Origin of the sequence: Rhizobium sp. ERR 942 (assembly GCF_007828395.1) — a bacterium.
Taxonomy (GTDB): domain Bacteria; phylum Pseudomonadota; class Alphaproteobacteria; order Rhizobiales; family Rhizobiaceae; genus Rhizobium; species Rhizobium dioscoreae.
This window is the reverse complement of sequence record NZ_VIUA01000002.1, coordinates 196,672-222,244: the sequence shown is the minus strand read 5'-3', so window position 1 is coordinate 222,244 and position 25,573 is coordinate 196,672. Positions and strand designations below refer to the sequence as shown.

The window sequence follows — 25,573 nt, the reverse complement described above, 5'->3', positions numbered from 1 at the left end:
CACTTGTCTTGATCCGGGTGGCGCGCGGCGATATCGCCGCATCACTTCACTCGGCGGCGTCTTGTTTGGAAAGGGCTCGCAGGCAGGCATCGATCGATGCCTGTTCGATGCCGGCGTAATGGTCGAATTCGTTCAGCACCTTCATGCCGAGATCGGCTTCGAAGCGTTGCTGGTTCGGGCTGGCGACGAAGTCCTGCTGCGCGCCATCGCCGAGGTTGGACTGGAAGATGCCGGCGGCGCTGACGGGAAGAAAATCCTCGTAGACGATCGGATCAAACTGCACGAAGCCCTGGTGGATCAGTGCTTCGATATCCCCGTGGCTCGTTGCGGCGGTCTTACCCTTGACCGTCAGCGAATAGGTGAAATAGCCGAGGCCCTCGGCGCGGATTGCCGCCCAGTCATCCGGGAATTCGGCAAAGCTCTCGGCAAGTGCGGCTTCATAATCGCGGGCGTTCGATCCATCGGCTGCCGGACGTACGATCTTGCGGGAGTCGTCTAACAGCTTGTCGTAAAGCGCGCGACCCTTCGGCGTCAGCGCAATGCCGCGCTGTTCGATCTCTCCGAAGCGGGCGGTGTGCGAGCCTGCTTCCCAGATGCCATCGGCATTGCGGAAGGAGACAGGTTCCTCGAGCGCCTTGAACGAGGTCTGGCGCAGCAGGATCGGGCAGATGCGCGTCGGCGGTCCCTCGACAACGGCTTTCGGTGCAATGTCATAGTCGGGCATCAGCGCCTGCACCCGGTCGATATCCAGCGTGCGGGGGGTCAGATGATTGATGTGCGGGCCTTTGAACGACACGACATCGGCAATCAGACGATGGGCGTCATGAAGCCGATGGTACATGCCGGCATCGACATTGGCCTCGTCATGCCAGCGGAAGGTCTCCAAAACCTCGTCGACGAAGCGCCGGGCGTCGTCCTTGTTCAGGCCACCTTCGCGCTCGGCCCTCTCGGTGAGCGCAATGGCACCTTCCGTGAAGATACGGCGCTTCGAAAGAATGTCCGCAGCTGCCTTGCGAAGATCCTCATCGGCGATGAGATCGAGCCGCAGCAGGGAGGTAAAAACGCGGAAGGGATTGCGCTTCAGCTCCGCATCGCCGATCGGGCGGAATGCGGTCGAATGAACCGGCACGCCGGCGGTCGACAGATCGTAATAGCCGACCGGATACATGCCCATGACGGCAAAGACGCGCGCCATCATCGCAAGCTCGGCTGCGGTGCCGAGCCGGATGGCGCCGTGACGTTCCTCGGAGATGCGATCGAGATAATCCGTCGCCTCCAGCCGCTCCTTCAGCTTGGGCTGTGCCGCCAACGTTTCGTCGTTGACGCGAGCGACCAGCTCCATGAGCGTGCCGTAGGCGGGAACCTCTTCGCGATACATTGCCGACATGGCGGCTGAAAAAGCGCTGCGAATATCGCTGGTCGAGACGTGATCAGGCTTCATGTGCGATCTCTTCCTGAAAGGCTATGTCATTCCTATCCAGCAGAATATCTCTTGTTCAGCGGCCGGTGTTGTGAGAGTGAATTCTAACTTGATGCGAAAATGGAATGACTATGCGCCGACGCCTCATCCCTGACATCGTCAATCTTCAGGCATTCGAATGCGCGGCGCGCCATCAGAATTTCTCGCGTGCCGCCGAAGAACTCAATCTGACGCAAAGCGCCGTCAGTCGCCAGATCAGCGATCTCGAGCAGCAGACGGGCCTGAAGCTGTTCGAGCGTGTCCGCCAACGCGTCGTGCTGTCCGAGGCCGGACTTCGGCTGTTGCCGGAGGTGAAGGATCTGCTCCTGCGTTCGGAGCGGCTGATGATCGGCGCCGTCGCTGCCGGCCAGATGAAATTATCGCTCAAGGTCGCGACTTTGCCGACCTTCGGCACGCGCTGGCTGGTGCCGCGCCTCGGCCGATTTCTTGATAAACATCGCGATGTCGCCGTCACAGTGGAATCGCGCTCCAAGCCCTTCAATTTTGAGGAGGATAATTTCGATCTTGCCATTCACTACGGCCTGCCGGCATGGGCGGGAGCCGTCGCGACTTTTCTTTGCAATGAGACCGTGCTGCCCGTTGCTAGCCGCGAGCTTGCCGGGCGGCTGAGTCTGATCTCGCCGGACGAATTGGCGGGAGCGCCACTGCTGCACCTTACGACGCGTCCGAAGCTTTGGGCCCAATGGTTCGATCTGCAGGAGTTGCCGACGGAGAATGCCTATCCCGGCGCGCGCTTCGACCAGTTTTCCATGATCATCGCTGCCGCCATTGCGGGGCTGGGTGTGGCGCTCCTGCCGACCTATCTGATCGAGGATGAGCTCAAGGCCGGCACGCTTCTGCCGCTCTTTAATCTGCCGATGCCGACTGAGAACAGCTACTACGTGGTCATGCCGGAAAAGAAGCAGACGAACGAGACGGCGACATTATTTCAGGATTGGCTGTTGAGTGAGGTGACGCCGCAATGATGCCGGAATGATCCTCCGAAATTAATCTGCATGGACCACAAGTGCCTATCGCTCTTTTGAGTTCGCACGGCGAACCGGGCCACCTGCTACGGCTTGCAAGTGACAGCGCATGAAGACAGCGCTGATACGCTAGCCTTGTCTACAATCGAGGCCGAGAATCGTGCTTAAATACAGGGGGCAGGGCCATGGACCATGGCCGCAAGGTCGTTTCCGGTCGGGTGGGAGCAATGACGACAAGCGAACAGACGGAACTGGAGGATATAGTCTTCAGAAGTCCATTGCTCATCTCGCTTCTCCGGCGCTGGGATGAGATTGCGCTGCCAGATTGCTGGCTGGTGGCAGGAGCCGTTGCCCAGACCTTTTGGAACCATGCCTTCGGGTTGCCCCTGTCTCATGGGATCAATGACCTCGACATCGTTTATTTCGATGCCGATGATCTGTCTGAACAAGCGGAGACCAGTCATGCCGCACGGGTCCGCGCGATGTTTCCCGATTTGCCGGTCTGGATCGATGTGAAGAACGAAGCCCGGGTTCATTGCTGGTACGAAGCGAAGTTCGGATACCCGATCCGGCCTTACAAATCGACCCTGGACGCCATCACCACTTTTCCGACTACGGCAACCGCCGTGGGATTGCGCTCCAATAGTCACGGTCGTCTGGATTATTGTGCTCCGTTCGGTCTTTCCGATCTGCTGAATGGCGTCGTGCGCCCCAATAAGAAGCAGATCACGCAGGCGATCTACGAGCAGAAAGTCAATCGCTGGATTGCAGTCTGGCCGAGGCTGACGATTGTTGGCTGGGACGGCTGAGGCGTTTCGAGGCTCAGCCGCGCGATTTCCGAGCCGACGTCAGATCATGTCGAATATGGCCGATGCTACGACGACTTCCGTGCCCGCGAGGCCGACCGAACAGAAGAGCGTGGTGTCGAGAGGAGATGTTCTGCCGGCAGCATGGCCGGCGACTATGGCTGCAAGGTCGAGCATTCGCTCGTCGTGTATGGTTTCGGAAAGGAAAAATGGGGACGCATAGGCGCGCGTTTGCTCAGGAGAATCCGTGGCGATGATGCTGGCCATGTTCGCGACGTCCAGGCCGAGTTCATGTCCCTTCAGCGTCTTCGGGCCGATCGTATTGATGTGGACGCCGGCTTTTAAATCAGAAGCATCGATCACCGGCATGTCGCTGCTTGTTGCGCATAACACGATATCGGCATCGGCCACGGCTTTTGTGGCATTTGTAACCGGTTCAACGGCAATGCCGAGTTCCAGTTGCATCTCCTCAGCGAAGGCGGCGCAGTTTCTCGGGTTTCGGCTGAAGACACGGACGGAGCCTATGTCGCGAACGGCGGCAGCGGCAATGAGTTGTGTTCGCGCCTGAGTACCGCTGCCAATGATGCCGACCGTGCGGGCGGTCGCAGCGCTGAGGTGACGGATGGCTATGCCTCCTATTGCCCCTGTCCTGATCTGGCCGAGCCGTTCGCCCAGGATGATCCCTCGAAGTTCAGCGGTGTCAGCACGCCAAACAGCGACCACTTGTGAATGCTGCCCTCCGGCAAAGGTCTCGTAGGCGCGAAAGCCGGCAAGCGGCCGCTCGCCATCGATGCCGCCGACCGTAAACACGATATCTCCGCGATCGGGAAAGGAGACGTGATGCCGGGGCGGGGACACCAGTTCACCGGCCGCCTTGGCTTGGAAAGCTGCTTCCAAGGCATCGATCGCCCCACGCATGACTGCGGCAGGGCATAAATCCTCGTCTTTCAATATCTTCATTGCGGATGGACCTCGTTAAGACAGCCACTCTGCAACCTCAAGCGCAGTCGAGGTCAACAGCAGATGCGGCCATCCTGGCGTTTCGCATTGCCCAGCTCTTGAGGCCCAGGCCATTGAGTTTGATGAAGCCCTCGGCGTCATGGTGGTCGTACGCTCCGGAGCTTTCCTCGAAGGTGACGAGGTCGGTCGAATAGAGCGAGGCTGGCGAGGCGCGCGCGATCACGCTGGCTGAGCCCTTGTAGAGCCTGAGCGTCACTTCGCCGCTGACATGGATTTGGCTCTGATCGATCAATGCCTGCAACATTTCCCGCTCGGGCGAATACCAAAAGCCATTATAGATCAGCGCAGCGTAGCGGGGCATGATCTCGTCCTTCAAATGTGCAGCGGCGCGGTCGAGCGTGATGGATTCGATCCCGCGATGGGCGGCGAGCAGGATCGTGCCACCCGGAGTTTCATAGACGCCACGCGATTTCATCCCGGCGAAACGGTTTTCGACGAGATCGATCCTGCCGATCCCATGCCTGCCGCCCAATTCGTTGAGCTTTGTCAGCAGTGCCGCTGGTGTCATCGCTTCACCGTCCAGGGAGACCGCATCGCCCTTTTCAAAGCCGATGACGACGATTTCCGGCGCATTTGGTGCCTCCAGAGGATCGACGGTGCGCTGATAGATATAGGATGGCGCGATTTCGGCCGGGTCTTCCAGGACCTTGCCTTCGGTGGAGGTGTGCAGGAGATTCGCGTCGGTCGAAAAGGGAGCCTCGCCGCGCTTATCCTTCGGCACAGGAATTTGATGCGCTTCGGCATATTCGATCAGCTGAGTGCGCGATTGGAAGGCCCACTCGCGCCATGGCGCGATGATCTTGATCGATGGATCGAGCGCATTGGCCGCCAGTTCGAAACGCACCTGATCATTGCCCTTGCCTGTGGAGCCGTGGGCAATGGCATCGGCACCCACCTCGCGTGCGATATTGATGAGATGCTTGGCGATCAGGGGGCGGGCGATGGAGGAGCCGAGGAGATATTGCCCCTCATAGAGCGTGTTTGCCCGGAACATCGGGAAGACGAAATCCCGAACGAATTCCTCGCGGACATCCTCGATCCTGATATCTGTCGCGCCCAATTGCTCGGCCTTCCGGCGGGCGGGCTCAAGCTCCTCGCCCTGGCCAAGGTCGGCGGTAAAGGTCACGACTTCGCAGCCGTAGGTTTGCTGCAGCCATTTCAGGATGATGGATGTGTCCAGTCCTCCCGAATAGGCGAGCACGACTTTCTTGAGCTTTTTCGACATCGGCTTCCGTCTCCATGTTGACGGCTGGAACGATAGGCCAATCCTCGCGCAATGATCTTGCGAAGAGTTCAATAATGCGAGAGAGTTTAGCATATTATGCCACTCAATCGGCAGTAGGAGCTATATTGTGTCAACGACTTTGGACGAGATCGACCGGCGTATCCTCAGGGTGCTGCAGCGCGACGGACGCATTTCCAATGTGGACCTCGCGAGGGAAGTGGGGCTCTCGCCGTCACCCTGTCTTCGCCGCGTGCGATTGCTGGAGGATGCAGGCATCATCGATCGCTATGTGGCCGTTCTCGACCCGGCAAAGGTGGGTGCGGGCCTCACCGTGTTTGCCCGCGTCTGGTTCAAGACGCAGGATGCGCAAGTCACCCTCCAATTTGCGGAGGCGGTCAGGCGGTTTCCTGAAGTCATAGAATGTTATCTGACGACGGGCGAATGCGATGCCGTCCTGCGCATCGTCACCGCTGATCTGCACAGCTATTGGCGGTTTCAGGCCGATCACTTGACGCGAATTCCAAGCGTATTGAACGTCAAGACCGATGTGCCCATGGAAACGCTGAAGCGGAGCTTTGAGCTGCCCTTGGTCTCGTAGCATTGCAGCCAACTGTCGGCCAATTATGGCGGCGGCGAAGTGCCGTTCAGCGTGCCTAGCCGGTTCCTGTCTGCTCGCACCCTGGCGGGCATATCGAACCCGCAAGATAATTGATGTTTGGAGAGCGAAATGAGCATATTCGAAACGGCGATGCAGGCGACACGCCCGGTTCTCGCCAGCCGTTTTCCGGGCTATTCCTTTGCCTTTGTCTCAGGGTCGATCATACGAGGCGAGGGAAGAAAGGGCTCCGACATCGATCTGGTCGTGGTCTTTGATCAGCTCGAAACCGCTTGGCGCGAGACCTTTATCGAGGGCGACTTTCCGTTCGAAGCGTTTGTTCACGACCCGGAGACGCTCAGCTGGTTTTTCGAGAGCGATATTGTGCGTGGCTATCCCGTTATTATTCATATGGTTGCGACAGGCCAGATCCTCGGGCCAAATCCTGACAAGGGGCAGGTCTGGAAGGACTATGCTATCGGCATCCTCCATAACGGCCCACCGAAGCTGGAAGGTGAGAAGCTGAATGCTTTGAAATATCAGATCACCGACCTTCTCGATGATCTGCGTGGGGAGCGGGCGGCCCCGGAGGTAGGCGCGATTGCCGCGCAACTCTATCAGCCTTTGGCCGACCTTATGCTGCTGGGACGAGGAAGATGGTCGGGCAGGGGCAAATGGATTCCCCACCTGCTTCGAGAGATGGATCGGGACCTGGCCGATAGGTTCGACGATGTCTTCGGGCGTGCTTCAGCCGGAGAGGTGGAGGCATTGTGCGGTCTCACACGTAGCGAACTGGATCGGCATGGCGGCCCGTTTTTCGCAGGTGACAAGCGCATCGCGTCGCAACAGGCGAGACGCAAGAGCCTTGTGCCGCGCGGTTGATCGTTATGCCTGATCGAAAAATTTTAAGCTTGAAATTCTTCATGGCAACGCTAACACATTCCTATCGGGTCGCTGCGGACTTTGCAGGATAGACGCGAGGTGAACTCGGGAGGAAGCCACCATGAAGACCCATCCGCTGAAGGGGCCGAACAGGCTGAAGCTCGGTGTTTTCTCGACCAACGCGGATGGTGGGCTTGCCATCACCGACGTGCCGGAGCGCTGGACGGCAGGATGGCAGGATAATCTGACCGCAGCACAGATCGCCGACCGGGCGGGGCTCGAATTCTTTCTGCCGATTGCCCGCTGGCGCGGTTTCGGCGGCAAGAACCGCGTTCGCGAATGGTCGTTCGAGACCTTCACCTGGGCTGCTGCGCTCTCGGCCGCGACCGAGCAGATCGGCCTTTTCATGACGGTGCACGTGCCGCTCGTCCATCCCCTTTATGCTGCCAAGTCGCTTGCGACCGTCGATCATATCAGCCAAGGGCGCGCCGGACTGAACATTGTCTGCGGCTGGAACCCGAAGGAATTCGGCATGTTCGGCGTGCCGCTGGTCGAAAAGGGCTACGACCAGGCCGCTGAATGGCTCGAAATTGTCGAAAGGCTCTATGCCACTGCTGAGCCCATCGATTATGCCGGCACCTATTACAATCTGAAAGAAGCTGTCAGCCGCCCTGCTAGCCTGCAGGCGCCACGGCCGGTGACGATGAATGCGGCCTTCGGCGGCCCCGGCCGAGACTTTGCCGCGGCGCATTGCGACTATCTCTTCACCACCTTCACCGATATCGGTGACGCCGGAAAGCATGTGACTGATATCGCTGCACGGGCGGAAGGCAAAGGCAGGCAGGTCGGCGTTTATACGGTTTGTCACGTCGTCTGCCGCGAGACACAGACGGAGGCAGACGACTATTACACCCGTTATGCCGTGACTATGGCCGATCAGGCTGCCGTCGATCAACACATGGCCGGCAAGAAGGAGTTCTCGCAGTCCCATGATCGCGAGTCCTATGACCGCTACCGCCAGCGCTTTGCCGGTGGAGCAGGCAGCTATCCGCTGATCGGCGCGCCGCAGCGCATTGCCGAAGAGATGATCGCCATTGCCGAGCAAGGCTATGCCGGTATAGCCTTGTCCTTCGTCAACTATACGCAGGAACTGCCCTATTTCTGCGATCGGGTGCTTCCGATTCTGGCGAAGGCTGGGCTCCGGGCGGGGTGAACCACCGGTTCGATGCTTCGCGCCGCGGCCGCTCGCAAGAATGTGATCATCCTTCAATGATGACTTGGCTATCCGGCAAGGGCTGATTTTCCAGGCCGTTTGCGGTGATGTCGCTTTCATGCTGCGGCGTCGCAGGTGCGACATGTGTGCAACGCAGCAAAAAACGTGACGTCAAGGGGTTTACAAGCGTGGCCCTGGATGGGATTCTTTTAGACGAAGGGTGCTGCTTGATTGGAAGCTGTGTCATTCCCTTCAATCGGATGCCGTAAATCTAGGCCCCGATGCGCCGCTATCTTGCTGGTGCTTAACCGAACAAAATCAATCTGAAGCCGGAATGCGGGTGTTTCCGTGCCTGGCTGTTGCCTTGGTGCGCCCTGAACGTCACGAGGTCGGGGTAAAGAGAATGCGGGCTTTAACATGGGCTTCAAGTCAAAACGCGTCCTTCGCGGCGTTCTTGGTCTTCTTGCGAGTGTCAGCTTGCCGCAGGTCACCAAAGCCAGCGATCTGATGATCTGGTCGCCGGTCAAGGTCGCACCCAGAACATACAAGACCACTCTCGGTTTCCGGCTGCCGATGGCCTGGGATGTCAGCGCTGGCATGGATCTCGGACTTGGCAGCGCGGCCACCGGCGCCATCCTGCGCAGCAGCAGCCTGGCAACCCTATGGGGCACGGCAATCGACGATCACAAGCGCTTTTCGACCACATGGCGCCGAGAGGTGTCATTGAGGGTCGACGCGCTCAACAGCACCGGAACGCTTTGCCTCGAACGCTCGCGGAGCTGGACGGTGTTGGAAAACCTGGACATGAGCACTTCGAGGTCGCTGAACGTAAATTATGCGGGCACGCGGAATGCGGCAAACTCCATTACCGCGACACAAGCCGTGACCGTTGCGGTTCCGTGGACGGGGACGTCTCTATCTGCGATCGGCAATCTGAAGGACGTCGGCAGCGTATTTTCCAGCACGGTCTCGTTTCGGCAGCCTTTGGCGCCGAACCTCAATTTCTCGGCCTCCTTCGCCGATCCGCAGACTTTGACGCCGGCTGGCAATGTGCGGCTGGACTACCGTATCAAATGGTAGATTCACGGGTTTCTAATTCGGCCCTTTCCTATCGCGGCAGGGAACAAATGCCTCTCGCGGAAGTTTAGAACGGGCAGGACATCGATCTTGCTCGAGGTGTCATGACCTCGCGAAGCCTGCCGCTGGTTCGACTCCCTGCCGGCGGCAGGCTTAGCGTTCGAGCAGTGACCTCAGTCGGCAGGCCCTGTCGCCTCCGTTGGTGATTTGATCGTTATGTCTGGCTCGGCAAGCCTGGCCTTGAGCTTCGAGACCACATCGTGCCGGACATCGGACCAAGACGTGGTGATTGCCCAATATTCGATGTTGAGCACGGCTTGATCGACGGCCAGTTCGTCGAGAAAAACCTTCGGTGCCGGTGTGGTCTTGATGCGTTGATCCGCTTTCAGGATGTCGAGGATCGTTTTGCGGGCAAGATCGATGTCAATTTTCTCACCCATGGCAACGGACAATTGCTGGCGGCGGTCCGGCTCGCGGCTGTGGTTGATAATGGGCGTGTTCCAGAGCGTCGAGTTCGGTGCCATCAGATAGAGGCCGTCCGCCGTCCTCATCTCCGTGGCGAAGAGCCCGATTTCCTTGATGTAGCCTTTGACGTTCGTCGCCTCGATATATTCGCCGACCCGGAATGGCCGCAGGATCAGCAGCATGATGCCGGCGGCGATATTTTGAAGCGTGCCTTGCAATGCCAGGCCGATCGCCAGGCCGGCAGCACCGAGAGCGGCGATGATGGAGGCGGTCTGAACGCCGAACTGGCCAAGGACGGTGATGAAGACAAGGATGAGCAAGCTGTAGTGCAGGACATTCTGGAAGAAGCTCGCGAGCGTTTCGTCTATGCCGCGAATACGCGAGATGACGCGGTAGGCCGAACGGCTGATAATGCCTGCAAGAAGCCAGCCACCGATCAGAAGAATGATCGCGCCGAGAAGCGAAAATCCATATTGAACCGCGAGCGCCGAGGCCTGGTCGAGTGCCGTGCGAGTGGCGACGACGATATTGGTCGTTTGATCGTCCATGTCAAAACTCCATCTTTCCCAGAGAGCCAAATGAGAAGTCGCGTTTTTTGTTCCTGGCAACCTGGCGTATGAAACCCAACGGTTTCAATGGATTATGCGGGTCGGTCTCTATGCGGGAGCGTCAGGCGCCGTGCTTTGCCTGATGCGGACCAATGGTGGCAGCTGCGGCGTAGTGAGCCTTCTTCTGCTCGTACATGCCGAGATCCGCGCGCTTGATCATGGCTTCCATGGTTTCGCCGGGCAGGCTCGTGGCAATGCCGATGGAGACGCTGAGCGGCGCGCTGGAATAGAACTGGTTGTTGATCTTCAGCAGTTCGTTGATCGTCTCGACCATCGCGGCAGCCGCGATTTCATCAGCGCCCGGCATGAGAACTGCAAATTCGTCGCCGCCGATGCGGGCGGCGTGGTTCGGCAGGGAGACGACGCTGTTCAGCACCTCGCCCATACGGCGCAGCAGAGCATCGCCAGCATCGTGGCCGCTCTCGTCATTGGACTCCTTGAGTCCGTTCAGATCGAGAATGATGGCCGATACTGGCCGAAGCGATTTGCGCTCCAGCCTGTTGAGCTCCTCCATATAGAAGGCGCGGTTGAAAAGCCGGGTGAGCACATCGTGCTTGCCGAGATATTCGAGATAGGCTTCTGCCTTCTTGCGCGCAGTAATGTCGGTGAGTGCCACTTGCACCAGCGACCAGTCTTCCTCGTAACCGGGAAAGACCGAAAACTGCAGGAGGACGTGACGCTCCGATCCGTCGAGCGCGTAGTTCAGCACTTCACGCTGATGGAAGAGGCGGCCGTTCCACAACTCCACCAATTGCCCGCGAAAATGCTTCTCCATATCATCGCGGAACACTTCGCCGATCCGCTGATGCAGGGTCTGGCGGTCCGGTGCGCAGAAGAGATCGAGCGTTGCCTGATTGACGTCGAGCACGCTGATCTCGCTCATGCATTGCTGGACGAACTCCGGATGCACGTCGAGAAATACCTGAAAGTCGACGATGCCTCGGTGGCGAATCTCATCGAGCAGGATCTTGATGCGGCTGAAATCCTCGACCCACAGGGAAACCGGCGAATGCTCGAACATGCCCTCGGCATAGCGGCGCTGCCGCTCTTCCTGCCGTCTCGCCTCCTCGCGGGCCGTCACGTCTTCCGTCGTCAGCAGCAGCCGGCTCCACGAGGTCTCGTGGCCCGGCAGGATGACGCCGCGTAGCTGGATGTCGAGCCTTTTGCCGCCGAGGGAATAGTTGATTGCGGTGCCGGAAAACTCGGTCTTGCCTTCCCAGAGCGCCACCAGCTCATTCACATGGCTTTGCAGCATCTCGTCGCGGAAGACCCGCGAAAGGCTTTCGACAAGCGTCTCGAAGGATGGCGCCTCGAAGAGCTCCAGCGTCCTGGCATTGACGGCAAGAACCTTGATCCTTTGCGAGCAGGATGCGACGCGCTGCACGTCGGCCAACAGATAGGAACGCAGGTCCGTCACGCCCTCCGCACGCCACACCTCGAACTGCTCCCTGACGCCGCTGAAATCCTCCAGCCACATGGCGACGGGGGCAAGGTCGAAAATGGTGCTGCTGAAGTCCTGGGCGTTCATCATGATTCCCTGTGCCGGCAATAAAAGTCAGTACGCGAAATGAAAGGCCGGCAGCTCGCCAAGTTCTGCTTAGCGAGCATTGGTAAACCTTGCGTTGATATCAGGTAGCGGGTCAAGCCGGACAGTCACTGTCCGCTTCTTTTCAACTCATTCTTGTCAAAACTGTGCCCCAAATGGCTCTCTAGCCCGATCGCTATCGGGTTGATCCGATGTATGGGCAGTCATGCCTTCAAAAAACGCTCGAAGGCTTCGAGGGTCTTTTCGCTGACATGGTGCTCGATGCCCTCGGCATCATTCCTTGCCGTATCAGGATCGACGCCGAGGCGGCAAAGGACGGCCTCGACGATCTCATGGCGCCGGCGGGTTGCCACCGCCAGGCGGTGCCCTTCTTCAGTCAGGAACACGCCACGATAGGGGCGCTGCGTGATCAGGTTTTCCTCGGCGAGCCGCTTGAGCATTTTTGCAACCGTCGGCTGCGTTACTCCAAGTCTTTGCGCAATATCGGTCTGGCGCGCTTCGCCAGCATGCTCTATCAGATCGGCGATGAGCTCGACGTAATCCTCCATCAATTCCGTGCGTCGATCGTCGCGGCTTTTCTGAAAGGCCTCGGCATGCGTCTCGATCTCGGTGGAAGAAAGACGGCTTTCCGGGGTGGCAGGCAAATTCGTCAAGGCGGCTCATCTCCGTCAGGTTAAGAGTCGTGTAATGATGTTTAGCCTCGACTATAAATAATTCAAAGACGTTATGAAACCCCAGCGGCCGATGCCGGCCAGCCGTGAAATCGAAATTCCCGTGTCTCAATTGGCTCGTCGCGCCACGCCTTCAGGCGCGCAACAGCGGCAGCAGTTGCTCACCTTGCCGCTTTATTTCCGAGAGGTATGGTGTGTCCGAAAGAACGAAATGCGTAATGCCGAGGTCGCGATACTTGCGCAGGGAGCGGGCGACATCCTCTGGCGAGCCGACCAGCCAGGTAGTGCCGGCGCCACCGCCGCCGAACTTGCCCGGCGCGGTATAGAGATTGTCGTCAAGCACGTCGCCGCGCGCGGCGAGATCGAACAGCCGTTTCTGGCCCACTGCGATCGATTGCCGGTGATCATTCCAGCCGACGCCCTTATTCTTAGCCATCTCCGCGACTTTCGCCTCGGCGTCGGTCCAGGCCTGCTCCGTCGTGTCGCGCACCAGCGTCGTAATGCGCAGCCCGAATTCCAGTGGCGGTAGATCGCGATCAAGGTCTCTGCTTAATGCCTTAAGCCGGCTTATTCGCTCAGCAATGTCGGCGAGTGGCTCGCCCCAGAAAAGCTGAACATCTGCCTCTGTGGCGGAAACGCGTTCTGCAGCATCCGAAGCGCCGCCGAAATAGAGCCTGGGATGCAGACGTTCACCGCGCGGCTCGATGCGCGGCGCAGCCGTGGATTCCCTGACGCGAAAGTGTTCTCCCTCATAGGTGACATTCTCTTCGGTCCAGAGCCTGCGGCTGAGCCGCATGAATTCCTTGGTGCGGCCATAGCGGTGCGCTTGATCGCCCTCGCTGTCGCCATAGGCGGCAAGATTGTCCCTGCCGGAAACGATGTTGATGCGCACCCGGCCGCCGCTCAGCTGATCCAGCGTGGCAGCAGCGGAAGCGAAGTGCGCCGGGCGCCAGTAGCCGGGGCGGATTGCGATGAGCGGCTCGAAGCTGGTGGTGCGCGCCGCAAGTGCGGCCGCGACGGTGAAGGTGTCGGGACGGCCCCAGCCGGTGCCGATCAATGCGCCCTTCCAGCCGTGATCCTCCAGCGCCTTGGCATGGCTCGTGAGCGTTTCCAAGCTGTTGTGGTTCTCGACGGCGGAATCGCCGCGGTGACCCGGCTTGACGTCGTTCGGGATGTACCAGAGAAATTCGCTGTTATCGCTCATGCCTGCGCCTGTCGGTCTCTCTGAATTGATTGATACGGGATTTGTAGCGAGGAGAGCCGTGGTGAATCCTCGGCTCATCTCCCTTGAGTCTAAAGCTTGCCCTTCCACGGGACGAGCACGGCTTCAAGAATGCGGACGGCGGTCGAGAAGGCAAAGGCGCAGACCGCAATGATACCGATGCCGACGAAGACGACGTCGGTGGCAAGGAACTGCGACGCCGACATGATCATGAAGCCGATGCCGCGGGTCGAAGCGATGAGTTCGGCCGCCACCAGCGTTCCCCAGCCAATGCCGAAAGCGATTCGGATGCCCGTCAGGATTTCCGGCAGCGCCGAAGGCAGGACGACGTTGAAGAAGAGCTGCAGCCGGTTCGCGCCGAGGGACCGTGCGGCATTGACCCGCTCCAGGGGCAGCGAACGGACGCCGGCTTGGGCGGACAGGCAGATCGGCGCGAACATGGCGAGCACGAGAAGGGTGATCTTCGAGGTCTCGCCGATCCCAAGCCATATGATCATCAGCGGCAGATAGGAAAGGGGCGGCAGCGGCCAATAGAATTCGATCGGCGTATCGAGAATTCCCTTTGCCCAGCGGTTGAGCCCCATCAGCAGACCGACAGGAATGCCGACCCCGATCGCGATGGCTGCCGCGACGACGATGCGGAACAGGCTTGCCAATACATGTTCGGAAAGTGAAGCGCCGGCATAACCATCGCGGTAGACGACGCCGATCTGCGTCAGCACTTCATCGGGGCGAGGCAGGAAGAGGTGTGACACCAGACCGAGCTTTGCGACGAGCCACCACAATGCGAGGCAGACGATCGCAGTCGCGATGCTGATGGCGATGGTGGGTTTCTCGCCGACGCCGAAACTCGGGACGCGAACCAGCTTCGGTTGCTCTTCCCTTTGAGGAACGGTAATCGGGCGCGTTTCGATGATGTCACTCATGCCACGCTCCTGATGTTGTCGGCGCTGTGGAGAATAGCGCGAATTTCTTCCCGAAGGCTGCTGAATTCAGGCGACGAGACGATCGCCTTCGTATCGCCGCTGGCGGCAAAGCGATGTACGAAATCGAGTTCGAAACGCGCAACGACACGCCCGGGCCTCGGAGACATGACGAGAACCTCCGTTCCGAGAAAAAGCGCCTCCTCGATCGAATGGGTGATGAAGAAGATGCGCTTGTCGGTTCTAGCCCAGACGGAAACCAGCAGCTCCTGCATCTGCTCGCGCGTCAGGCTGTCGAGAGCGCCGAATGGTTCGTCCATCAGCAGGATATCGGGATCGGTGGCAAGTGCCCGGGCAATGCCGACGCGCTGGCGCATGCCGCCCGACAGTTCGTAGGGCAGGGCATTGGCAAAGTCGGTCAAGCCGACAAGCCGTAGCAGTTCCGATGCGCGATCCCGGCGTTCCCGCTTGCCGAGCCCGGCAAATTGCAGGCCGAGGGCCACATTGTCGATGACGGACTTCCATGGCAGCAACGAATCCTTCTGGAAGACGACGCCGCGATCGGCGCCCGGACCGGAAACAGGCCTGCCGTCGAGCGTGATCTTTCCCTCTGAAAGCGGCAGGAAACCGGCGATCGCATTGAGCAGGGTGGATTTGCCGCAACCGGATGCGCCGAGTGCGACCACGATGCCGCGTTCGGGAATGTCGAAGGAAACGCGGTCAAGCGCATGAACGGTTCTGCCGTCACGCGCTGCAAAGAAGACGCTTGCATGGTCGACTTGAAGCATGGGCTCTCTCGATATTGCGACGCCGGCGCGACAAGCGCGCCGATGCCAGGGAGGATCAGTTGCTTGCGCTGACGAGCGCGTCGGCGGTGACGAATGCGCCGTAATTCGGCAGGACTTCGGAGACTTTTCCCTGGCTCTTTAGGAAGGCTGCCGTGTCCTTGAGGATTTTTGCCGCGCCGGATTGATCGCCGCCACCGAGCCAGGCCGCCGATGCCTGCACGTCGGGCGTCAGCAGAGTGAGGTTCTTGAGCGCTGCCGCCTGCTGCTCTGCAGTACCGCCCAGAAGCTTGGCGAGCGCCTTGGCGTTGTCGCTGTCCGGTCCCCAGGCGGCCTTGTCGGCGGCAAACGAGGCGTAGTATTTGTTGATCACCGAGGCATAGGCCTTCAGGAATTGCGGATTGTCTGCTGCGAATTTTGAGGTTGCAACCCAGGCGGAAAATGTTGGAGCGCCCTTGTCGGCGACGTCCTTGGATGTCACCAGCACCTTGCCGTTCTTCTTCAGCTCGGTGAGTGCCGGGTCCCAGACGAAGCCGCCGTCGATGTCACCGCGATTGTAGCTTGCGACGATTTCAGGCTGCGGGACAGCAAAGACCTGTACGTCCTTTTCGCTCAGGCCAAGGGACTTGATCAGGGCGAGCAGCTGATAATGGTCAGTGGAAACGGGTGCCGCCGCGAGTTTCTTGCCCTTCAGATCGGCGAGTGTGTTGATGCCGGAGCCATTGCGCACCACCAGAGCTTCATCGACGCCCGAGATGGACGAGAGGTAAAAGGCCTTCACCTCGAGGCCGCGTGAAGCAGCAGCGGCAAACGGGCTTGAGCCGACATAACCGATCTGGACGTCGCCGGATGCGATGGCGGCGAAGATCTCTGCTCCCGAATTGAACTTGCGGAAGTCGATCTCATAGCCCGTCTCCTTTGCGAAATCGCCATTGGCGATCGCGACAGAGGAGGGCAGGGCATCCGTCTGATAGGCGATGACGACCTTCTTGTCGGCAGCGGCCGCGCCGGCCGCCATGGAAATGCTGGCGAGACCCAAGACGGCCGCAGCGATCAGTGTGTTGAATTTCATGACTAGTCCCCTTGGCCGGATCAGATTTTCCGGCGGCTCCCTGAATGGAATGCACAGAGCCTAGCCAAATCGGGGGCAGGATCGATAGAAATAGCAAACTATTTTTATAGACTATAATAGGAATTGTTTGTCTAAATGGACGAAGACGACAAGGTTAGCATCTTTCCGGCGGAGCGAAGCCGACATGGATATCGACGCTCAGGAACGCGTCAAAATCCTGAACTCTGCTCGAGAGCGGTCATTCCCATAGCAAAGCGAAAGCCTGCCGGCCTAACTGGTGCTTTCGCGCTCGTTGAGATCGATCTGGCCTTTTTCCGCCAGGATCGGCAGGGCGATATTATGCTGCGCCTCATTCATTTCCTGCACCGTGACGAGCGTTCCTCCTCGCTCGAGGGCGGCTGCATAGGCGGCACGTTGCTCCTCGTGAAAGAAGATGCCCGTCAATGCGTCCAGAAAGCCCATGTGATCGGTCGGTGAGGTATCTGGCCGGTTGCCCGGTGTCATGGTGATCGCGTCCTTCGGGATACCGGCTTCCATCAACGCCTGGGCTGCAGCTTCCGCGTCATATTCGTCGTCGAAGAATGCGGTCAATGCAAAGGAGCCGGTTTTACGTTCGCTATTCATGGCGGGTTCTCCGTTCTCGTGGTCTCATTGTCTTAACGAGCACCAGAGGAGGGGGTTCCCATGTGATGAGCATCCCACATGGAACAAACAGAAGGACGATTAGTTGATCGTCATAGAATCTGGAACCACAGCGAGCCCCCAATGCTCGATAGATTTCCTTCGGCCGGCGCAGGCCCATCGCTCAGCTATGAGCATGCCGATGCAGAGACACTTGATGAGCTGCATGAGGATGCTCGATCCTGCACACGCTGCGATCTCTATCGCAACGCCACTCATCTGGTGTTCGGTGAAGGGCCGGCCCGAGCAGACATCGTGCTGGTCGGCGAACAGCCGGGCGACAAAGAGGATGTGGCCGGCCGGCCTTTTGTCGGACCGGCCGGCCGGCTTCTTGATGAATGCCTTGAGGAAGCGGGCGTGGATCGGGACCGTTGTTATGTCACCAACGCCGTGAAGCATTTCAAATATCAGATGCGCGGCAAGAAACGACTGCATGCCAGGCCCAATGCCGGCGAGGTACAGCGCTGTGCCTGGTGGCTGGGAGCAGAACTCGAATTGCTAAAGCCGAAGCTGGTCGTCGCACTTGGGGCGACGGCTGTATCCTCGCTGCTCGGCTCGAAAGTCAGGGTCATGCGCGACCGCGGCCAGATCCTGCATCCGTCGGGAAAACTCGATGTCCTGGTGACCATTCATCCCTCGGCGCTCCTGCGGATCAGGGAGGCGGATGAGAGGGAAAAGAACAAGCTCACCTTCATTCGGGATCTCAAAAAGATCCGGAGTTTTGTGCGGCACTGACCATTTTCTCCAGACACAACCCGCAGAACAGCAAGCAAAGGTCATGTTATGGCTGACAATCAACCCAATATTGCGGAAACCAAGCCGGATCGGCTGAAACAGCAACCTGTTGATGATGCCGGCCGCGAAAATGATGCACCGGCTGAAAAGCGCGCATCCTTCATTCGCCGTCATCCCCTCTCCATTCTGCTCGGCATCGTCGCGTTGCTTGCACTGATCGTAGCCGCATGGTTCGTCTGGAAGATCTATTTCTATCCCTATGAGTCGACGGATGATGCCTTTGTCGATGCGCGCAGCTTTTCGGTTGCTGCCAAAGTATCCGGCTATGTTGCCGAGGTTCCGGTGACCGATAACCAGTCCGTCAAAGCCGGCGATGTCATCTTGAGGATCGATCCGCGTGACTATCAGATCGCGCTCGATCAGGCGAACGGGCAGGTAGAGGTGGCAAAGGCCTCGGTCGACAGCGCCGGCGCGCAGATCGAGGCGGCGAGCGCCGCCGTCGACGTCGCCAGGGCGCAACAGAATTCCGCCACCGCCGCTCTACAATTTGCACAGCAGGAATCCAATCGCCAGCAGCAACTGGTCAAGACCGGCTCCGGCAGCGTGCAGGCCGTGCAACAGGCTACGGCAACCCTGCAGCAGGATCAGGCAAGCCTTGCCCAGATGCAGGCGAATATTACCTCGGCGCTGAAGAACAAAGCCGTTGCCGAAGCGCAGAAATCCAGTGCGCTCGCAAGCCTCAAGCAGGCGCAGGCACAGGCCGAAGAAGCGCAGCAGAACCTTAGTTACACGACGATCACGGCGGCGCAGCCGGGGCGCATCGTACGTCTTGCCGGCGCCAAGGGGCAGTATGTGGAGGCAGGGCAGGCAATCTCGACATTCGTTCCCGATGAGGTCTGGATCACGGCGAACTTCAAGGAAACGCAGCTCACCGACATGCGGCCGGGCCAGCCGGTGGACATCACGATCGATGCCTATCCCAATCACACGCTCCACGGAAAGGTGGCCTCGGTTCAGCCGGGCTCTGGCACTGCCTTTTCGCTGTTGCCAGCAGAAAACGCGACCGGCAATTACGTCAAGGTTACGCAGCGCGTGCCGGTCAAGATCATCGTCGACCGATGGCCCGATGATGTTGCAATCGGCCCCGGCATGTCCGTGGTGCCGACAGTGACGGTACACCCGAGGAGCTGAGCGAGATGAGCGGTGCAAGCGCAGCGGCGGGTGGAAGAGAAGCATCATCCGCGCAAGTCACGAATCCCTGGCTGATTGCCATGGTGGTGTCGCTGGCAACCTTCATGGAAGTGCTCGACACCACGATTGCCAACGTGGCGCTGCGCTACATTTCAGGCGGCCTTGCCGTCAGCTCCGACGAAGCCTCCTGGGTGGTCACGACCTATCTCGTTTCCAACGCCATCGTGCTGGTTGCCAGCAGCTATTTCGCCGAACGGTTCGGACGCCGTCGGTTCTATCTCCTATGCCTGGTGACATTCACGATCGCTTCCGTTCTGTGCGGTCTATCGTGGAATCTCCAGGCGCTGTTGATTTTCCGCGTTATACAGGGTTTTGCCGGCGGCGGCATGGTGCCGACCTCGCAGGCGATCCTTGCCGATGCCTTCCCGCCGGCAAAACGTGGTCAGGCTTTTGCGCTCTTCGGTGTCGCCGTGGTCGTCGCACCGGTCATCGGGCCGACCTTAGGCGGATATCTCTCCGACAACCTCTCCTGGCACTGGTGCTTCCTCATCAATGGTCCCGTCGGCATATTCGCCTTCGTGCTCGTCTATGTGCTGTTGAAGGAGACTCCGAAAACGAGGAATATGCGCGAGGAATTCCGCCGGAAGGGCGTGCGTTTCGATCTCATCGGCTTTCTGCTGGTGGCAACCTTTCTTGGCTCTCTGGAACTCATCCTGGATCGGGGGCAGACCGATGACTGGTTCGGCTCCGACTTCATCATCGTCATGGTAGTCATATGCGTTCTCGCCTTCCTGGCAGCAATTCCGTGGGTTCTGACCAAGGCTAACCCGATCATCGACGGATGGCTGCTCGGCACCCGGCAATTCGGTTCCTGTTTCATCGTGATGATGGCAACCGGCGCAATCCTGATTGCGACGACGCAGTTCATCCCTGAGGTCGTGCAGCAGAACTACGGATATACGGCGACCTGGGCTGGGCTCGCACTTTCGCCAGGCGGGCTTGTGACCATGGTCATGATGTTCGTTGCCGGCCGGGTGAATTCCCTGGTTCAGCCGAAGTATCTGATCGCCATAGGTGCGGCGATCATTGCGATGTCCATGTGGCAGCTGACGCGGCTCTATCCCGGCCTGAACTTCGGCTTCTTCGTCTGGTCTCGTCTCTATATCGGGCTTGGCTTGCCGCTGATCTTCATTCCCATCACCTCTGCCTCTTACTACGGTTTGAGGCCTGAACAGACCAATCAGGCGTCGGCCATGATCAATGCCGCGCGCAACATCGGCGGCTCCATCGGCGTTTGTATCGCGTCAAATGTCCTGGCGCATCGGGAGCAGTGGCACCAGAGCCGCCTAGTGGAGCATGTCACCCCTCCCTCACCGGCCTATCAGGAGACACTGCGAACCATGACGCGTTATTTTTCCGAGAAAGGTGCAACCATGGCGGATGCCCAGGCGCAAGCGACGGCCTGGATAGGGCAGCAGGTGCAGACCCAGGCGAGCTTCCTCGCCTATATCGATGTATTCCATGTGCTGATGCTGGTCGTACTCTGCGCCATTCCGCTTGCGCTGATCCTGAGCAATGTCGATCTCAAGGAGGGCGGCGGCGGCATGCATTGAGTACTGTAACGATCGATCCTCCCGCAGGTGGACGGTTGGCTCATTAGGTCATTCGCCGCAACAGTGCGATGAGGGCGTCAGTGTTGTCATGGGTCTCAAGTGAGAGCAAATGCTTGTCCGCGAGCTCAGCAATCGCCAAGGCGACTTCACGCTCCGACCATCCCGCCAGGGTCGCGGCACTCAGCAACTCTCGAAAAGCGGCTTGCAGCGCGTCCTGGCAGCGGATGTCCCGGTCGGGATCATCATCGGTCACGAATGGTCGTGCGATATTGAGCATAGGTAAAAGGTGAACTGATTTGCGGGTTTTGGCAATCTATTGCGTTCAATCGCTCTCGATTGCGCCCTCTTTGCGTCGTGAGAGGCGTAATAGCCGGTCAAAATGATCGGTGATCCGTGGGTTTAACGGCTCGGTCATGTGCTCTCCGCTGAGCAGGCGTAGTCTCAACAGGCGCTCGATCCTGTCATTGGAACCTGCAGCTGCATCCATCGATGCCGCTTTGGGTCGCTGCCGATTTTTTCCGCATCCGGGGAAAGAAAAAGAAAGCTGTTTCTTAAATAACTTAAAATCTATGTTTTTTATAGACTATAGCGCTCCATGGTCGGCATCGGGCGCAAACATGGATGAACGGCATGACTTATCTTCTCAGTCTTCTTGACAAGAGCCCGATCGAACAGGGGCTTAGCGCCACCGATGCGCTCGGCGCCACGGCTCGCTTGGCCATCCGGGCCGAGGAACTCGGCTATCATCGCTTCTGGGTTGCCGAGCATCACAATATGGCGAACCTCGCAAGTTCGGCTCCGGAAGTCCTGATCGCTCATCTTCTTGCCCGGACTTCGAGGATCCGTGTCGGTTCCGGCGGCGTCATGCTGCAGCATTACAGCGCCTATAAGGTCGCAGAAACTTTCAATCTCCTGGCGTCGCTGGCGCCGGGACGCGTCGATCTGGGCGTCGGCAAGGCGCCGGGCGGTTTTCCGCTCTCGACCCGCGCATTACAGCGTGCCTTCGATCCTGAGAAGAAGCCGGACTTCGCCGAGCAGCTTTCCGACATCAACACCTATCTCGCGGCCGACCCTCATTCCGTTGGCGCGGTGGCGACGCCTTTTCCGCCGCATGCGCCGGAGCGCTTCCTTCTTGGCGCCAGCGTCGAGAGCGCGAAGCTCGCCGCGGAAAAGGGCTGGCGGCTGGTGTTTGCCGGCCATCTGAACGGCGATCCGGAAAATCTGCGCAATACCTTCGAGGCCTACGGGAATGCGACGGGCGGCAAGGTGCCGATCCTGGCGCTCGCAGCCTTTGCTGCCGAAAGCGAAGCCCATGCCCGTGAGCGCGTTGGGCAACTGCGCATCGTCAAGCTCTTCCTGCCCAACGGCCAGAGCGTCAATGTCGGCACGCAGGAGCAGGCGGCGGAATTTGCGCGGCAGGCCGGCTTCTCGGAGTTCCGGACCGAAGAGAAGGTGCCGAGCGTGTTGCATGGCACGGCGGCGCAGATCCGCGGCGAGCTCGACGCGCTTCATCGCCGCTACGGCGTCGAGGAGTTCGTGCTCGACACGCCGGCCCTGACCGCGGCCGAACGCCTCAATTCCATAGAACTGCTCGCCAAAGAACGCCTTTCCCTCGTTGCCTGAGCGACCTGTCCCAGGAGGATCATCATGGCTCAAAAACACGTCACATTTGGTATCATGCTGCAAGGCCCCGGCGGCCACATGAATGCCTGGAAGCATCCGAGCGTTCCGGCCGATGCAAGCACCAATCTGAACTTCTTCGTCAAGACGGCCCGCAAGGCCGAAGAGGCCGGTATCGCCTTCGCTTTCGTCGCGGACGGACTCTATATCAACGAGCAATCGATCCCGCATTTCCTCAACCGCTTCGAGCCGCTGACGATCCTCTCGGCGCTTGCCGCCTTTACGACGAAGCTCGGCCTGGTGGGTACGGTTTCGACATCCTATAGCGATCCCTTTACCATCGCCCGGCAATTTGCCTCGCTCGATCTCATCAGCGGCGGCCGCGCCGGCTGGAACGCCGTGACATCTCCGCTCGAAGGCTCCGGCCGCAACTATAGCCGCGAACATCCCGAGCACGAGCTGCGATACGAGATCGCCGATGAGTATCTCGATGCGATCAAGGGCCTGTGGGATTCCTGGGATGACGATGCCTTCGTGCGCGACCGTGAGACCGGCGTCTATGCCGACAAATCCAAGCTGCATCGCCTGAATCACAAAGGCCGGTTCTTCCGCATCGAAGGCCCTCTCAATATCGGCCGCTCCAAGCAGGGGCAGCCGGTGGTGTTCCAGGCGGGCGCGTCGGATTCCGGCATTCGGCTCGCCGGCAAACATGCCGATGCCGTCTTTACCAATGGTGGACCGCTGGAAGACGCGAAGACCTTCTACAAGCAGGTGAAGCAGAGCGCGATCGCGCATGGCCGCAGTGCCGCGGATGTCGGCATCTTCCCGGGCATCGGGCCGATCGTCGGCGCGACGCAGGAGGAGGCGGAGGCCAAGTACCAGGCGATCCGCAATCTCGTCACCATCGAGGAGGCGCTGGCCTATCTCGGCCGCTTCTTCGATCACCACGATTTCAGCGCCTATCCCCTGGATGAGCCGTTCCCCGATCTCGGCGATATCGGCCGCAATAATTTTCGCGCCACGACCGACCGCATCAAGAAGACCGCGCGGGAGAAGGGGCTCACCTTGCGTGAGGTGGCGCTCGATGCCGCCACGCCGCGAACCTCCTTCATCGGCACCGCCGAGCATATTGCCAATGAGATCATCCGCTGGGTGGATGAAGAAGGCGCGGACGGCTTCATCCTCGGTTTCCCGGTGATCGGCGAAGGCTTCGACGATTTCTCCAGGCATGTCCTGCCGATCCTGACGGAGCGCGGCTATTTCGATCCGGCGTTGAAGGGGGAGACGCTGCGAGATCATCTGGGCTTGCCGTATCGCGAGAGCCGTTACGCGACAGAGGCTTCGAACATCACACCCGCAAAGGCCGTCGGCGCCTGAGCCAGGACGATCATCATGAACGCTATCATCAAGCCCGCTTCGGTCACCGATCAAATCGAAACAGGGATTGCCGCCTACCTCGACGAGATCATCGCGCTGAGACATGACCTGCATCAATATCCCGAACTCGCCTTTCAGGAGCACCGCACATCCAAGAAGGTCGCTTCGTTGCTTGCCGACTGGGGTTACGAGGTAGCAACGGGCATAGCCGGGACCGGCGTCGTCGCAACCCTTAAGCGGGGCGATGGGCAGCGCAGCCTGGGCATCCGTGCCGATATGGATGCGCTGCCCATTGAAGAAGCAACCGGGCTTGACTATGCCAGCAGCAACCCCGGCGTCATGCACGCCTGCGGCCACGACGGACATACATCGATCCTGCTCGCTGCTGCTCGTTACCTTGCAGAAAGCGCCAATTTCAGCGGCACGCTGCGGTTGATCTTTCAGCCGGCCGAGGAAATTGGCGCCGGCGCGCGCAAGATGCTCTCGGAAGGACTTTTCGATCGGTTTCCGGTCGATGCGGTCTTCGGACTGCACAATTGGCCCGGCGTGCCGACGGGGCAGTTCGGTTTCGTCGCCGGCCCGGCGATGGCTTCCGTCGACAAGGCGGTCATCAACATCGTCGGAAAGGGCGGACATGGTGCCGAGCCGCATCGTGCCGTCGATCCGGTGTTGGCTTCGGCTTCATTCATTACTGCTCTGCAAAGCGTCGTCTCGCGCAATATCGATCCTCAGGAAATGGCGGTCGCAACGGTCGGCTCCATTCATGCCGGTTCGGCTTCGAACGTCATCCCGGAAAGCGTGGAGATGAAGCTGACCATGCGCGCCTACAATGAGACCGTCCGAGCCAGATTGCAGGAGCGAATTCCCGCACTGGCGCGCGCGCAGGCGGAGAGCTTCGGCGCTGTGGCTGAAGTCGATTACCGTCTCGGTTTTCCTGCACTCGTCAATCATGCCGAAGAGACAGAATTCGCCCGCAATGTCGCCTTGCAGGCGCTTGGAAGTGCTGCCGTCGAGGCGGATTTCCGGCCGCGGACGGCGAGCGAAGACTTTGCTTTCCTGCTGCAGGCCAAGCCCGGGAGCTACCTCTTTGTCGGCAATGGCGACAGCGCACCGCTGCATAGCGCCCGCTACGATTTCAACGACGCCATCATCGCGCCGGCAGCCCGCTACTGGGTGCGGCTCGTCGAAGCTTTCCTCGCGAATGACAACGGGTGACGAACGACATGAGCGACACGTTTCTTTATACGACCACATTGGACCCGCGCGCCAAGCCGCTGATCGACGAGCTGATCCATGAGTACGACAGCCGCTACGGCAACTATTTCAATGCTGAAGGGGCGGTTGCCGAACTCAACCGCTATCCGCCGGAGGCCTTCGCGCCGCCGCAGGGCAATTTTCTGCTCTTGCTCCGAAACGGGGAGACGATCGGCGGTGGCGCTTTCAAGCACTATGACGAGCAAACCGCCGAATTCAAACGAATTTGGACGCGCCATGATCTCCGTCGTCAGGGATTGGCGCGCAGGGTGCTGGTCGAACTGGAGGCCCAGGCGGCGCGACAGGGCTATCGTCGCATCTACCTGACTACTGGCTTTCGCCAACCCGAGGCGGTCGGTCTTTATCTCAACAACGGCTACACAGCCCTGTTCGATACCTCCGTCGATCCGGAAGTCTACAAGAGCCTGCCTTTCGAGAAGGATATCAGCCATTTGGCTCTGGCCTATATCGCCGAAACCTCGGGCTCGCAGCAACGCTTGGCAGCCGCCGGCCGATAACGCATGGCGGATCAACGACAATCATAAGG

General features: G+C 59.4%; 25 protein-coding genes. 13 read left to right on the top strand and 12 right to left on the bottom strand.

What is annotated here, in order from left to right; all coding sequences use genetic code 11:
• Positions 1 to 46: 46 nt before the first annotated feature.
• Positions 47 to 1,441, bottom strand: a complete 1,395-nt coding sequence (locus FBZ97_RS07960; protein ID WP_145318083.1) for a VOC family protein — start codon at positions 1,439 to 1,441, stop codon at positions 47 to 49.
• A gap of 104 nt (positions 1,442 to 1,545) precedes the next feature.
• Here FBZ97_RS07960 and FBZ97_RS07955 point away from each other — a divergent pair, with 104 nt between their 5' ends.
• Both FBZ97_RS07955 and FBZ97_RS07950 read left to right on the top strand, forming a co-directional pair.
• A complete protein-coding gene (locus tag FBZ97_RS07955) occupies positions 1,546 to 2,445 on the top strand; it encodes a LysR family transcriptional regulator (RefSeq protein ID WP_145318080.1) in 900 nt (299 codons plus the stop codon).
• Positions 2,446 to 2,630: 185 nt separating this feature from the next.
• Positions 2,631 to 3,254 carry a nucleotidyltransferase family protein gene (locus FBZ97_RS07950; RefSeq protein ID WP_348642360.1) on the top strand — a complete coding sequence of 208 codons (624 nt, stop codon included), beginning with the start codon at positions 2,631 to 2,633 and terminating at the stop codon, positions 3,252 to 3,254.
• A gap of 39 nt (positions 3,255 to 3,293) precedes the next feature.
• Here the strand turns inward: FBZ97_RS07950 and FBZ97_RS07945 are convergent, their stop codons facing one another.
• Both FBZ97_RS07945 and FBZ97_RS07940 read right to left on the bottom strand, forming a co-directional pair.
• On the bottom strand, positions 3,294 to 4,211 hold the full coding sequence (locus FBZ97_RS07945; protein WP_145318077.1) for an ornithine cyclodeaminase family protein: 918 nt from the start codon (positions 4,209 to 4,211) through the stop codon (positions 3,294 to 3,296).
• Positions 4,212 to 4,248: 37 nt separating this feature from the next.
• Entirely contained in the window at positions 4,249 to 5,496 is a 1,248-nt protein-coding gene (locus tag FBZ97_RS07940; RefSeq protein ID WP_145318073.1) for an argininosuccinate synthase, read from the bottom strand.
• Between the two features lie 127 nt (positions 5,497 to 5,623).
• Here FBZ97_RS07940 and FBZ97_RS07935 point away from each other — a divergent pair, with 127 nt between their 5' ends.
• The 4 genes from FBZ97_RS07935 (at position 5,624) to FBZ97_RS07920 (ending at position 9,266) form a co-directional block, all read left to right on the top strand.
• A complete protein-coding gene (locus tag FBZ97_RS07935; protein WP_145318070.1) occupies positions 5,624 to 6,094 on the top strand; it encodes an Lrp/AsnC family transcriptional regulator in 471 nt (156 codons plus the stop codon).
• A 129-nt stretch (positions 6,095 to 6,223) separates the two neighbouring features.
• Complete coding sequence (locus FBZ97_RS07930) at positions 6,224 to 6,973, top strand: nucleotidyltransferase domain-containing protein (RefSeq protein WP_145318067.1); 750 nt, start codon at positions 6,224 to 6,226, stop codon at positions 6,971 to 6,973.
• A 121-nt stretch (positions 6,974 to 7,094) separates the two neighbouring features.
• Entirely contained in the window at positions 7,095 to 8,186 is a 1,092-nt protein-coding gene (locus tag FBZ97_RS07925; RefSeq protein WP_145318064.1) for an LLM class flavin-dependent oxidoreductase, read from the top strand.
• Positions 8,187 to 8,603: 417 nt separating this feature from the next.
• Positions 8,604 to 9,266, top strand: coding sequence for a hypothetical protein (locus FBZ97_RS07920; RefSeq protein WP_145318061.1), 663 nt, complete (start codon positions 8,604 to 8,606; stop codon positions 9,264 to 9,266).
• 170 nt (positions 9,267 to 9,436) lie between these two features.
• Here FBZ97_RS07920 and FBZ97_RS07915 read toward each other — a convergent pair whose 3' ends face one another.
• The 8 genes from FBZ97_RS07915 to FBZ97_RS07880 form a co-directional block, all read right to left on the bottom strand.
• Positions 9,437 to 10,276, bottom strand: coding sequence for a mechanosensitive ion channel domain-containing protein (locus FBZ97_RS07915; RefSeq protein ID WP_113333303.1), 840 nt, complete (start codon positions 10,274 to 10,276; stop codon positions 9,437 to 9,439).
• A 121-nt stretch (positions 10,277 to 10,397) separates the two neighbouring features.
• Positions 10,398 to 11,864: a sensor domain-containing diguanylate cyclase gene (locus FBZ97_RS07910; RefSeq protein WP_145319979.1), complete on the bottom strand. Its 1,467-nt coding sequence runs from the start codon at positions 11,862 to 11,864 to the stop codon at positions 10,398 to 10,400.
• A gap of 221 nt (positions 11,865 to 12,085) precedes the next feature.
• Positions 12,086 to 12,535 carry a manganese-binding transcriptional regulator MntR gene (gene mntR, locus FBZ97_RS07905; protein ID WP_145318058.1) on the bottom strand — a complete coding sequence of 150 codons (450 nt, stop codon included), beginning with the start codon at positions 12,533 to 12,535 and terminating at the stop codon, positions 12,086 to 12,088.
• Between the two features lie 151 nt (positions 12,536 to 12,686).
• Positions 12,687 to 13,757 (bottom strand): LLM class flavin-dependent oxidoreductase, encoded by a 1,071-nt coding sequence (locus FBZ97_RS07900; protein WP_145318055.1) that lies wholly within the window; start codon positions 13,755 to 13,757, stop codon positions 12,687 to 12,689.
• Positions 13,758 to 13,846: 89 nt separating this feature from the next.
• Positions 13,847 to 14,701 (bottom strand): ABC transporter permease subunit, encoded by an 855-nt coding sequence (locus tag FBZ97_RS07895; RefSeq protein WP_145318052.1) that lies wholly within the window; start codon positions 14,699 to 14,701, stop codon positions 13,847 to 13,849.
• Positions 14,698 to 15,486 carry an ABC transporter ATP-binding protein gene (locus FBZ97_RS07890; RefSeq protein ID WP_145318049.1) on the bottom strand — a complete coding sequence of 263 codons (789 nt, stop codon included), beginning with the start codon at positions 15,484 to 15,486 and terminating at the stop codon, positions 14,698 to 14,700. The genes FBZ97_RS07895 and FBZ97_RS07890 overlap by 4 nt, the downstream gene beginning before the upstream one ends.
• A gap of 55 nt (positions 15,487 to 15,541) precedes the next feature.
• Positions 15,542 to 16,555: a taurine ABC transporter substrate-binding protein gene (gene tauA, locus FBZ97_RS07885; protein WP_145318046.1), complete on the bottom strand. Its 1,014-nt coding sequence runs from the start codon at positions 16,553 to 16,555 to the stop codon at positions 15,542 to 15,544.
• Positions 16,556 to 16,825: 270 nt separating this feature from the next.
• Entirely contained in the window at positions 16,826 to 17,179 is a 354-nt protein-coding gene (locus FBZ97_RS07880; protein ID WP_113332394.1) for a hypothetical protein, read from the bottom strand.
• 141 nt (positions 17,180 to 17,320) lie between these two features.
• On the opposite strand from FBZ97_RS07880, the gene FBZ97_RS07875 reads away from it, so the two are divergent.
• Genes FBZ97_RS07875 through FBZ97_RS07865 form a run of 3 tightly spaced genes read left to right on the top strand, consistent with a single transcriptional unit; the run spans position 17,321 to position 20,775 of the window.
• The gene (locus tag FBZ97_RS07875) at positions 17,321 to 17,971 is read left to right on the top strand and encodes a UdgX family uracil-DNA binding protein (protein ID WP_145318043.1); all 651 of its coding nucleotides are present in this window, start codon (positions 17,321 to 17,323) and stop codon (positions 17,969 to 17,971) included.
• Positions 17,972 to 18,019: 48 nt separating this feature from the next.
• Complete coding sequence (locus tag FBZ97_RS07870; RefSeq protein ID WP_145318040.1) at positions 18,020 to 19,162, top strand: HlyD family secretion protein; 1,143 nt, start codon at positions 18,020 to 18,022, stop codon at positions 19,160 to 19,162.
• Positions 19,163 to 19,167: 5 nt separating this feature from the next.
• Positions 19,168 to 20,775, top strand: coding sequence for a DHA2 family efflux MFS transporter permease subunit (locus FBZ97_RS07865; protein WP_145318037.1), 1,608 nt, complete (start codon positions 19,168 to 19,170; stop codon positions 20,773 to 20,775).
• 43 nt (positions 20,776 to 20,818) lie between these two features.
• Here the strand turns inward: FBZ97_RS07865 and FBZ97_RS07860 are convergent, their stop codons facing one another.
• Positions 20,819 to 21,028, bottom strand: coding sequence for a hypothetical protein (locus FBZ97_RS07860; protein WP_229002183.1), 210 nt, complete (start codon positions 21,026 to 21,028; stop codon positions 20,819 to 20,821).
• A gap of 377 nt (positions 21,029 to 21,405) precedes the next feature.
• Here FBZ97_RS07860 and FBZ97_RS07855 point away from each other — a divergent pair, with 377 nt between their 5' ends.
• Genes FBZ97_RS07855 through FBZ97_RS07840 form a run of 4 tightly spaced genes read left to right on the top strand, consistent with a single transcriptional unit; the run spans position 21,406 to position 25,544 of the window.
• Positions 21,406 to 22,398, top strand: coding sequence for an LLM class flavin-dependent oxidoreductase (locus FBZ97_RS07855; protein ID WP_145318031.1), 993 nt, complete (start codon positions 21,406 to 21,408; stop codon positions 22,396 to 22,398).
• Between the two features lie 24 nt (positions 22,399 to 22,422).
• Positions 22,423 to 23,772 (top strand): LLM class flavin-dependent oxidoreductase, encoded by a 1,350-nt coding sequence (locus tag FBZ97_RS07850; protein ID WP_113332389.1) that lies wholly within the window; start codon positions 22,423 to 22,425, stop codon positions 23,770 to 23,772.
• 15 nt (positions 23,773 to 23,787) lie between these two features.
• Positions 23,788 to 24,987: a M20 aminoacylase family protein gene (locus FBZ97_RS07845; RefSeq protein ID WP_145318028.1), complete on the top strand. Its 1,200-nt coding sequence runs from the start codon at positions 23,788 to 23,790 to the stop codon at positions 24,985 to 24,987.
• 8 nt (positions 24,988 to 24,995) lie between these two features.
• Positions 24,996 to 25,544 (top strand): GNAT family N-acetyltransferase, encoded by a 549-nt coding sequence (locus FBZ97_RS07840; protein ID WP_145318025.1) that lies wholly within the window; start codon positions 24,996 to 24,998, stop codon positions 25,542 to 25,544.
• The last annotated feature ends 29 nt before the right edge of the window (positions 25,545 to 25,573 follow it).

What these genes read in the sequence shown, in the direction of transcription:
- FBZ97_RS07865 (WP_145318037.1), top strand. Translation starts at nt 19,168, where the DNA reads ATGAGCGGTGCAAGCGCAGCGGCGGGTGGAAGAGAAGCATCATCCGCG.
- FBZ97_RS07845 (WP_145318028.1), top strand. Translation starts at nt 23,788, where the DNA reads ATGAACGCTATCATCAAGCCCGCTTCGGTCACCGATCAAATCGAAACA.
- FBZ97_RS07950 (WP_348642360.1), top strand. Translation starts at nt 2,631, where the DNA reads ATGGACCATGGCCGCAAGGTCGTTTCCGGTCGGGTGGGAGCAATGACG.
- FBZ97_RS07850 (WP_113332389.1), top strand. Translation starts at nt 22,423, where the DNA reads ATGGCTCAAAAACACGTCACATTTGGTATCATGCTGCAAGGCCCCGGC.
- FBZ97_RS07855 (WP_145318031.1), top strand. Translation starts at nt 21,406, where the DNA reads ATGACTTATCTTCTCAGTCTTCTTGACAAGAGCCCGATCGAACAGGGG.
- FBZ97_RS07840 (WP_145318025.1), top strand. Translation starts at nt 24,996, where the DNA reads ATGAGCGACACGTTTCTTTATACGACCACATTGGACCCGCGCGCCAAG.
- FBZ97_RS07945 (WP_145318077.1), bottom strand. Translation starts at nt 4,211, where the DNA reads ATGAAGATATTGAAAGACGAGGATTTATGCCCTGCCGCAGTCATGCGT.
- FBZ97_RS07870 (WP_145318040.1), top strand. Translation starts at nt 18,020, where the DNA reads ATGGCTGACAATCAACCCAATATTGCGGAAACCAAGCCGGATCGGCTG.
- FBZ97_RS07920 (WP_145318061.1), top strand. Translation starts at nt 8,604, where the DNA reads ATGGGCTTCAAGTCAAAACGCGTCCTTCGCGGCGTTCTTGGTCTTCTT.
- FBZ97_RS07915 (WP_113333303.1), bottom strand. Translation starts at nt 10,276, where the DNA reads ATGGACGATCAAACGACCAATATCGTCGTCGCCACTCGCACGGCACTC.
- FBZ97_RS07930 (WP_145318067.1), top strand. Translation starts at nt 6,224, where the DNA reads ATGAGCATATTCGAAACGGCGATGCAGGCGACACGCCCGGTTCTCGCC.
- FBZ97_RS07925 (WP_145318064.1), top strand. Translation starts at nt 7,095, where the DNA reads ATGAAGACCCATCCGCTGAAGGGGCCGAACAGGCTGAAGCTCGGTGTT.
- FBZ97_RS07955 (WP_145318080.1), top strand. Translation starts at nt 1,546, where the DNA reads ATGACTATGCGCCGACGCCTCATCCCTGACATCGTCAATCTTCAGGCA.
- FBZ97_RS07960 (WP_145318083.1), bottom strand. Translation starts at nt 1,441, where the DNA reads ATGAAGCCTGATCACGTCTCGACCAGCGATATTCGCAGCGCTTTTTCA.
- FBZ97_RS07890 (WP_145318049.1), bottom strand. Translation starts at nt 15,486, where the DNA reads ATGCTTCAAGTCGACCATGCAAGCGTCTTCTTTGCAGCGCGTGACGGC.
- FBZ97_RS07880 (WP_113332394.1), bottom strand. Translation starts at nt 17,179, where the DNA reads ATGAATAGCGAACGTAAAACCGGCTCCTTTGCATTGACCGCATTCTTC.
- tauA (WP_145318046.1), bottom strand. Translation starts at nt 16,555, where the DNA reads ATGAAATTCAACACACTGATCGCTGCGGCCGTCTTGGGTCTCGCCAGC.
- FBZ97_RS07910 (WP_145319979.1), bottom strand. Translation starts at nt 11,864, where the DNA reads ATGAACGCCCAGGACTTCAGCAGCACCATTTTCGACCTTGCCCCCGTC.
- FBZ97_RS07895 (WP_145318052.1), bottom strand. Translation starts at nt 14,701, where the DNA reads ATGAGTGACATCATCGAAACGCGCCCGATTACCGTTCCTCAAAGGGAA.
- FBZ97_RS07940 (WP_145318073.1), bottom strand. Translation starts at nt 5,496, where the DNA reads ATGTCGAAAAAGCTCAAGAAAGTCGTGCTCGCCTATTCGGGAGGACTG.
- FBZ97_RS07900 (WP_145318055.1), bottom strand. Translation starts at nt 13,757, where the DNA reads ATGAGCGATAACAGCGAATTTCTCTGGTACATCCCGAACGACGTCAAG.
- FBZ97_RS07875 (WP_145318043.1), top strand. Translation starts at nt 17,321, where the DNA reads ATGCTCGATAGATTTCCTTCGGCCGGCGCAGGCCCATCGCTCAGCTAT.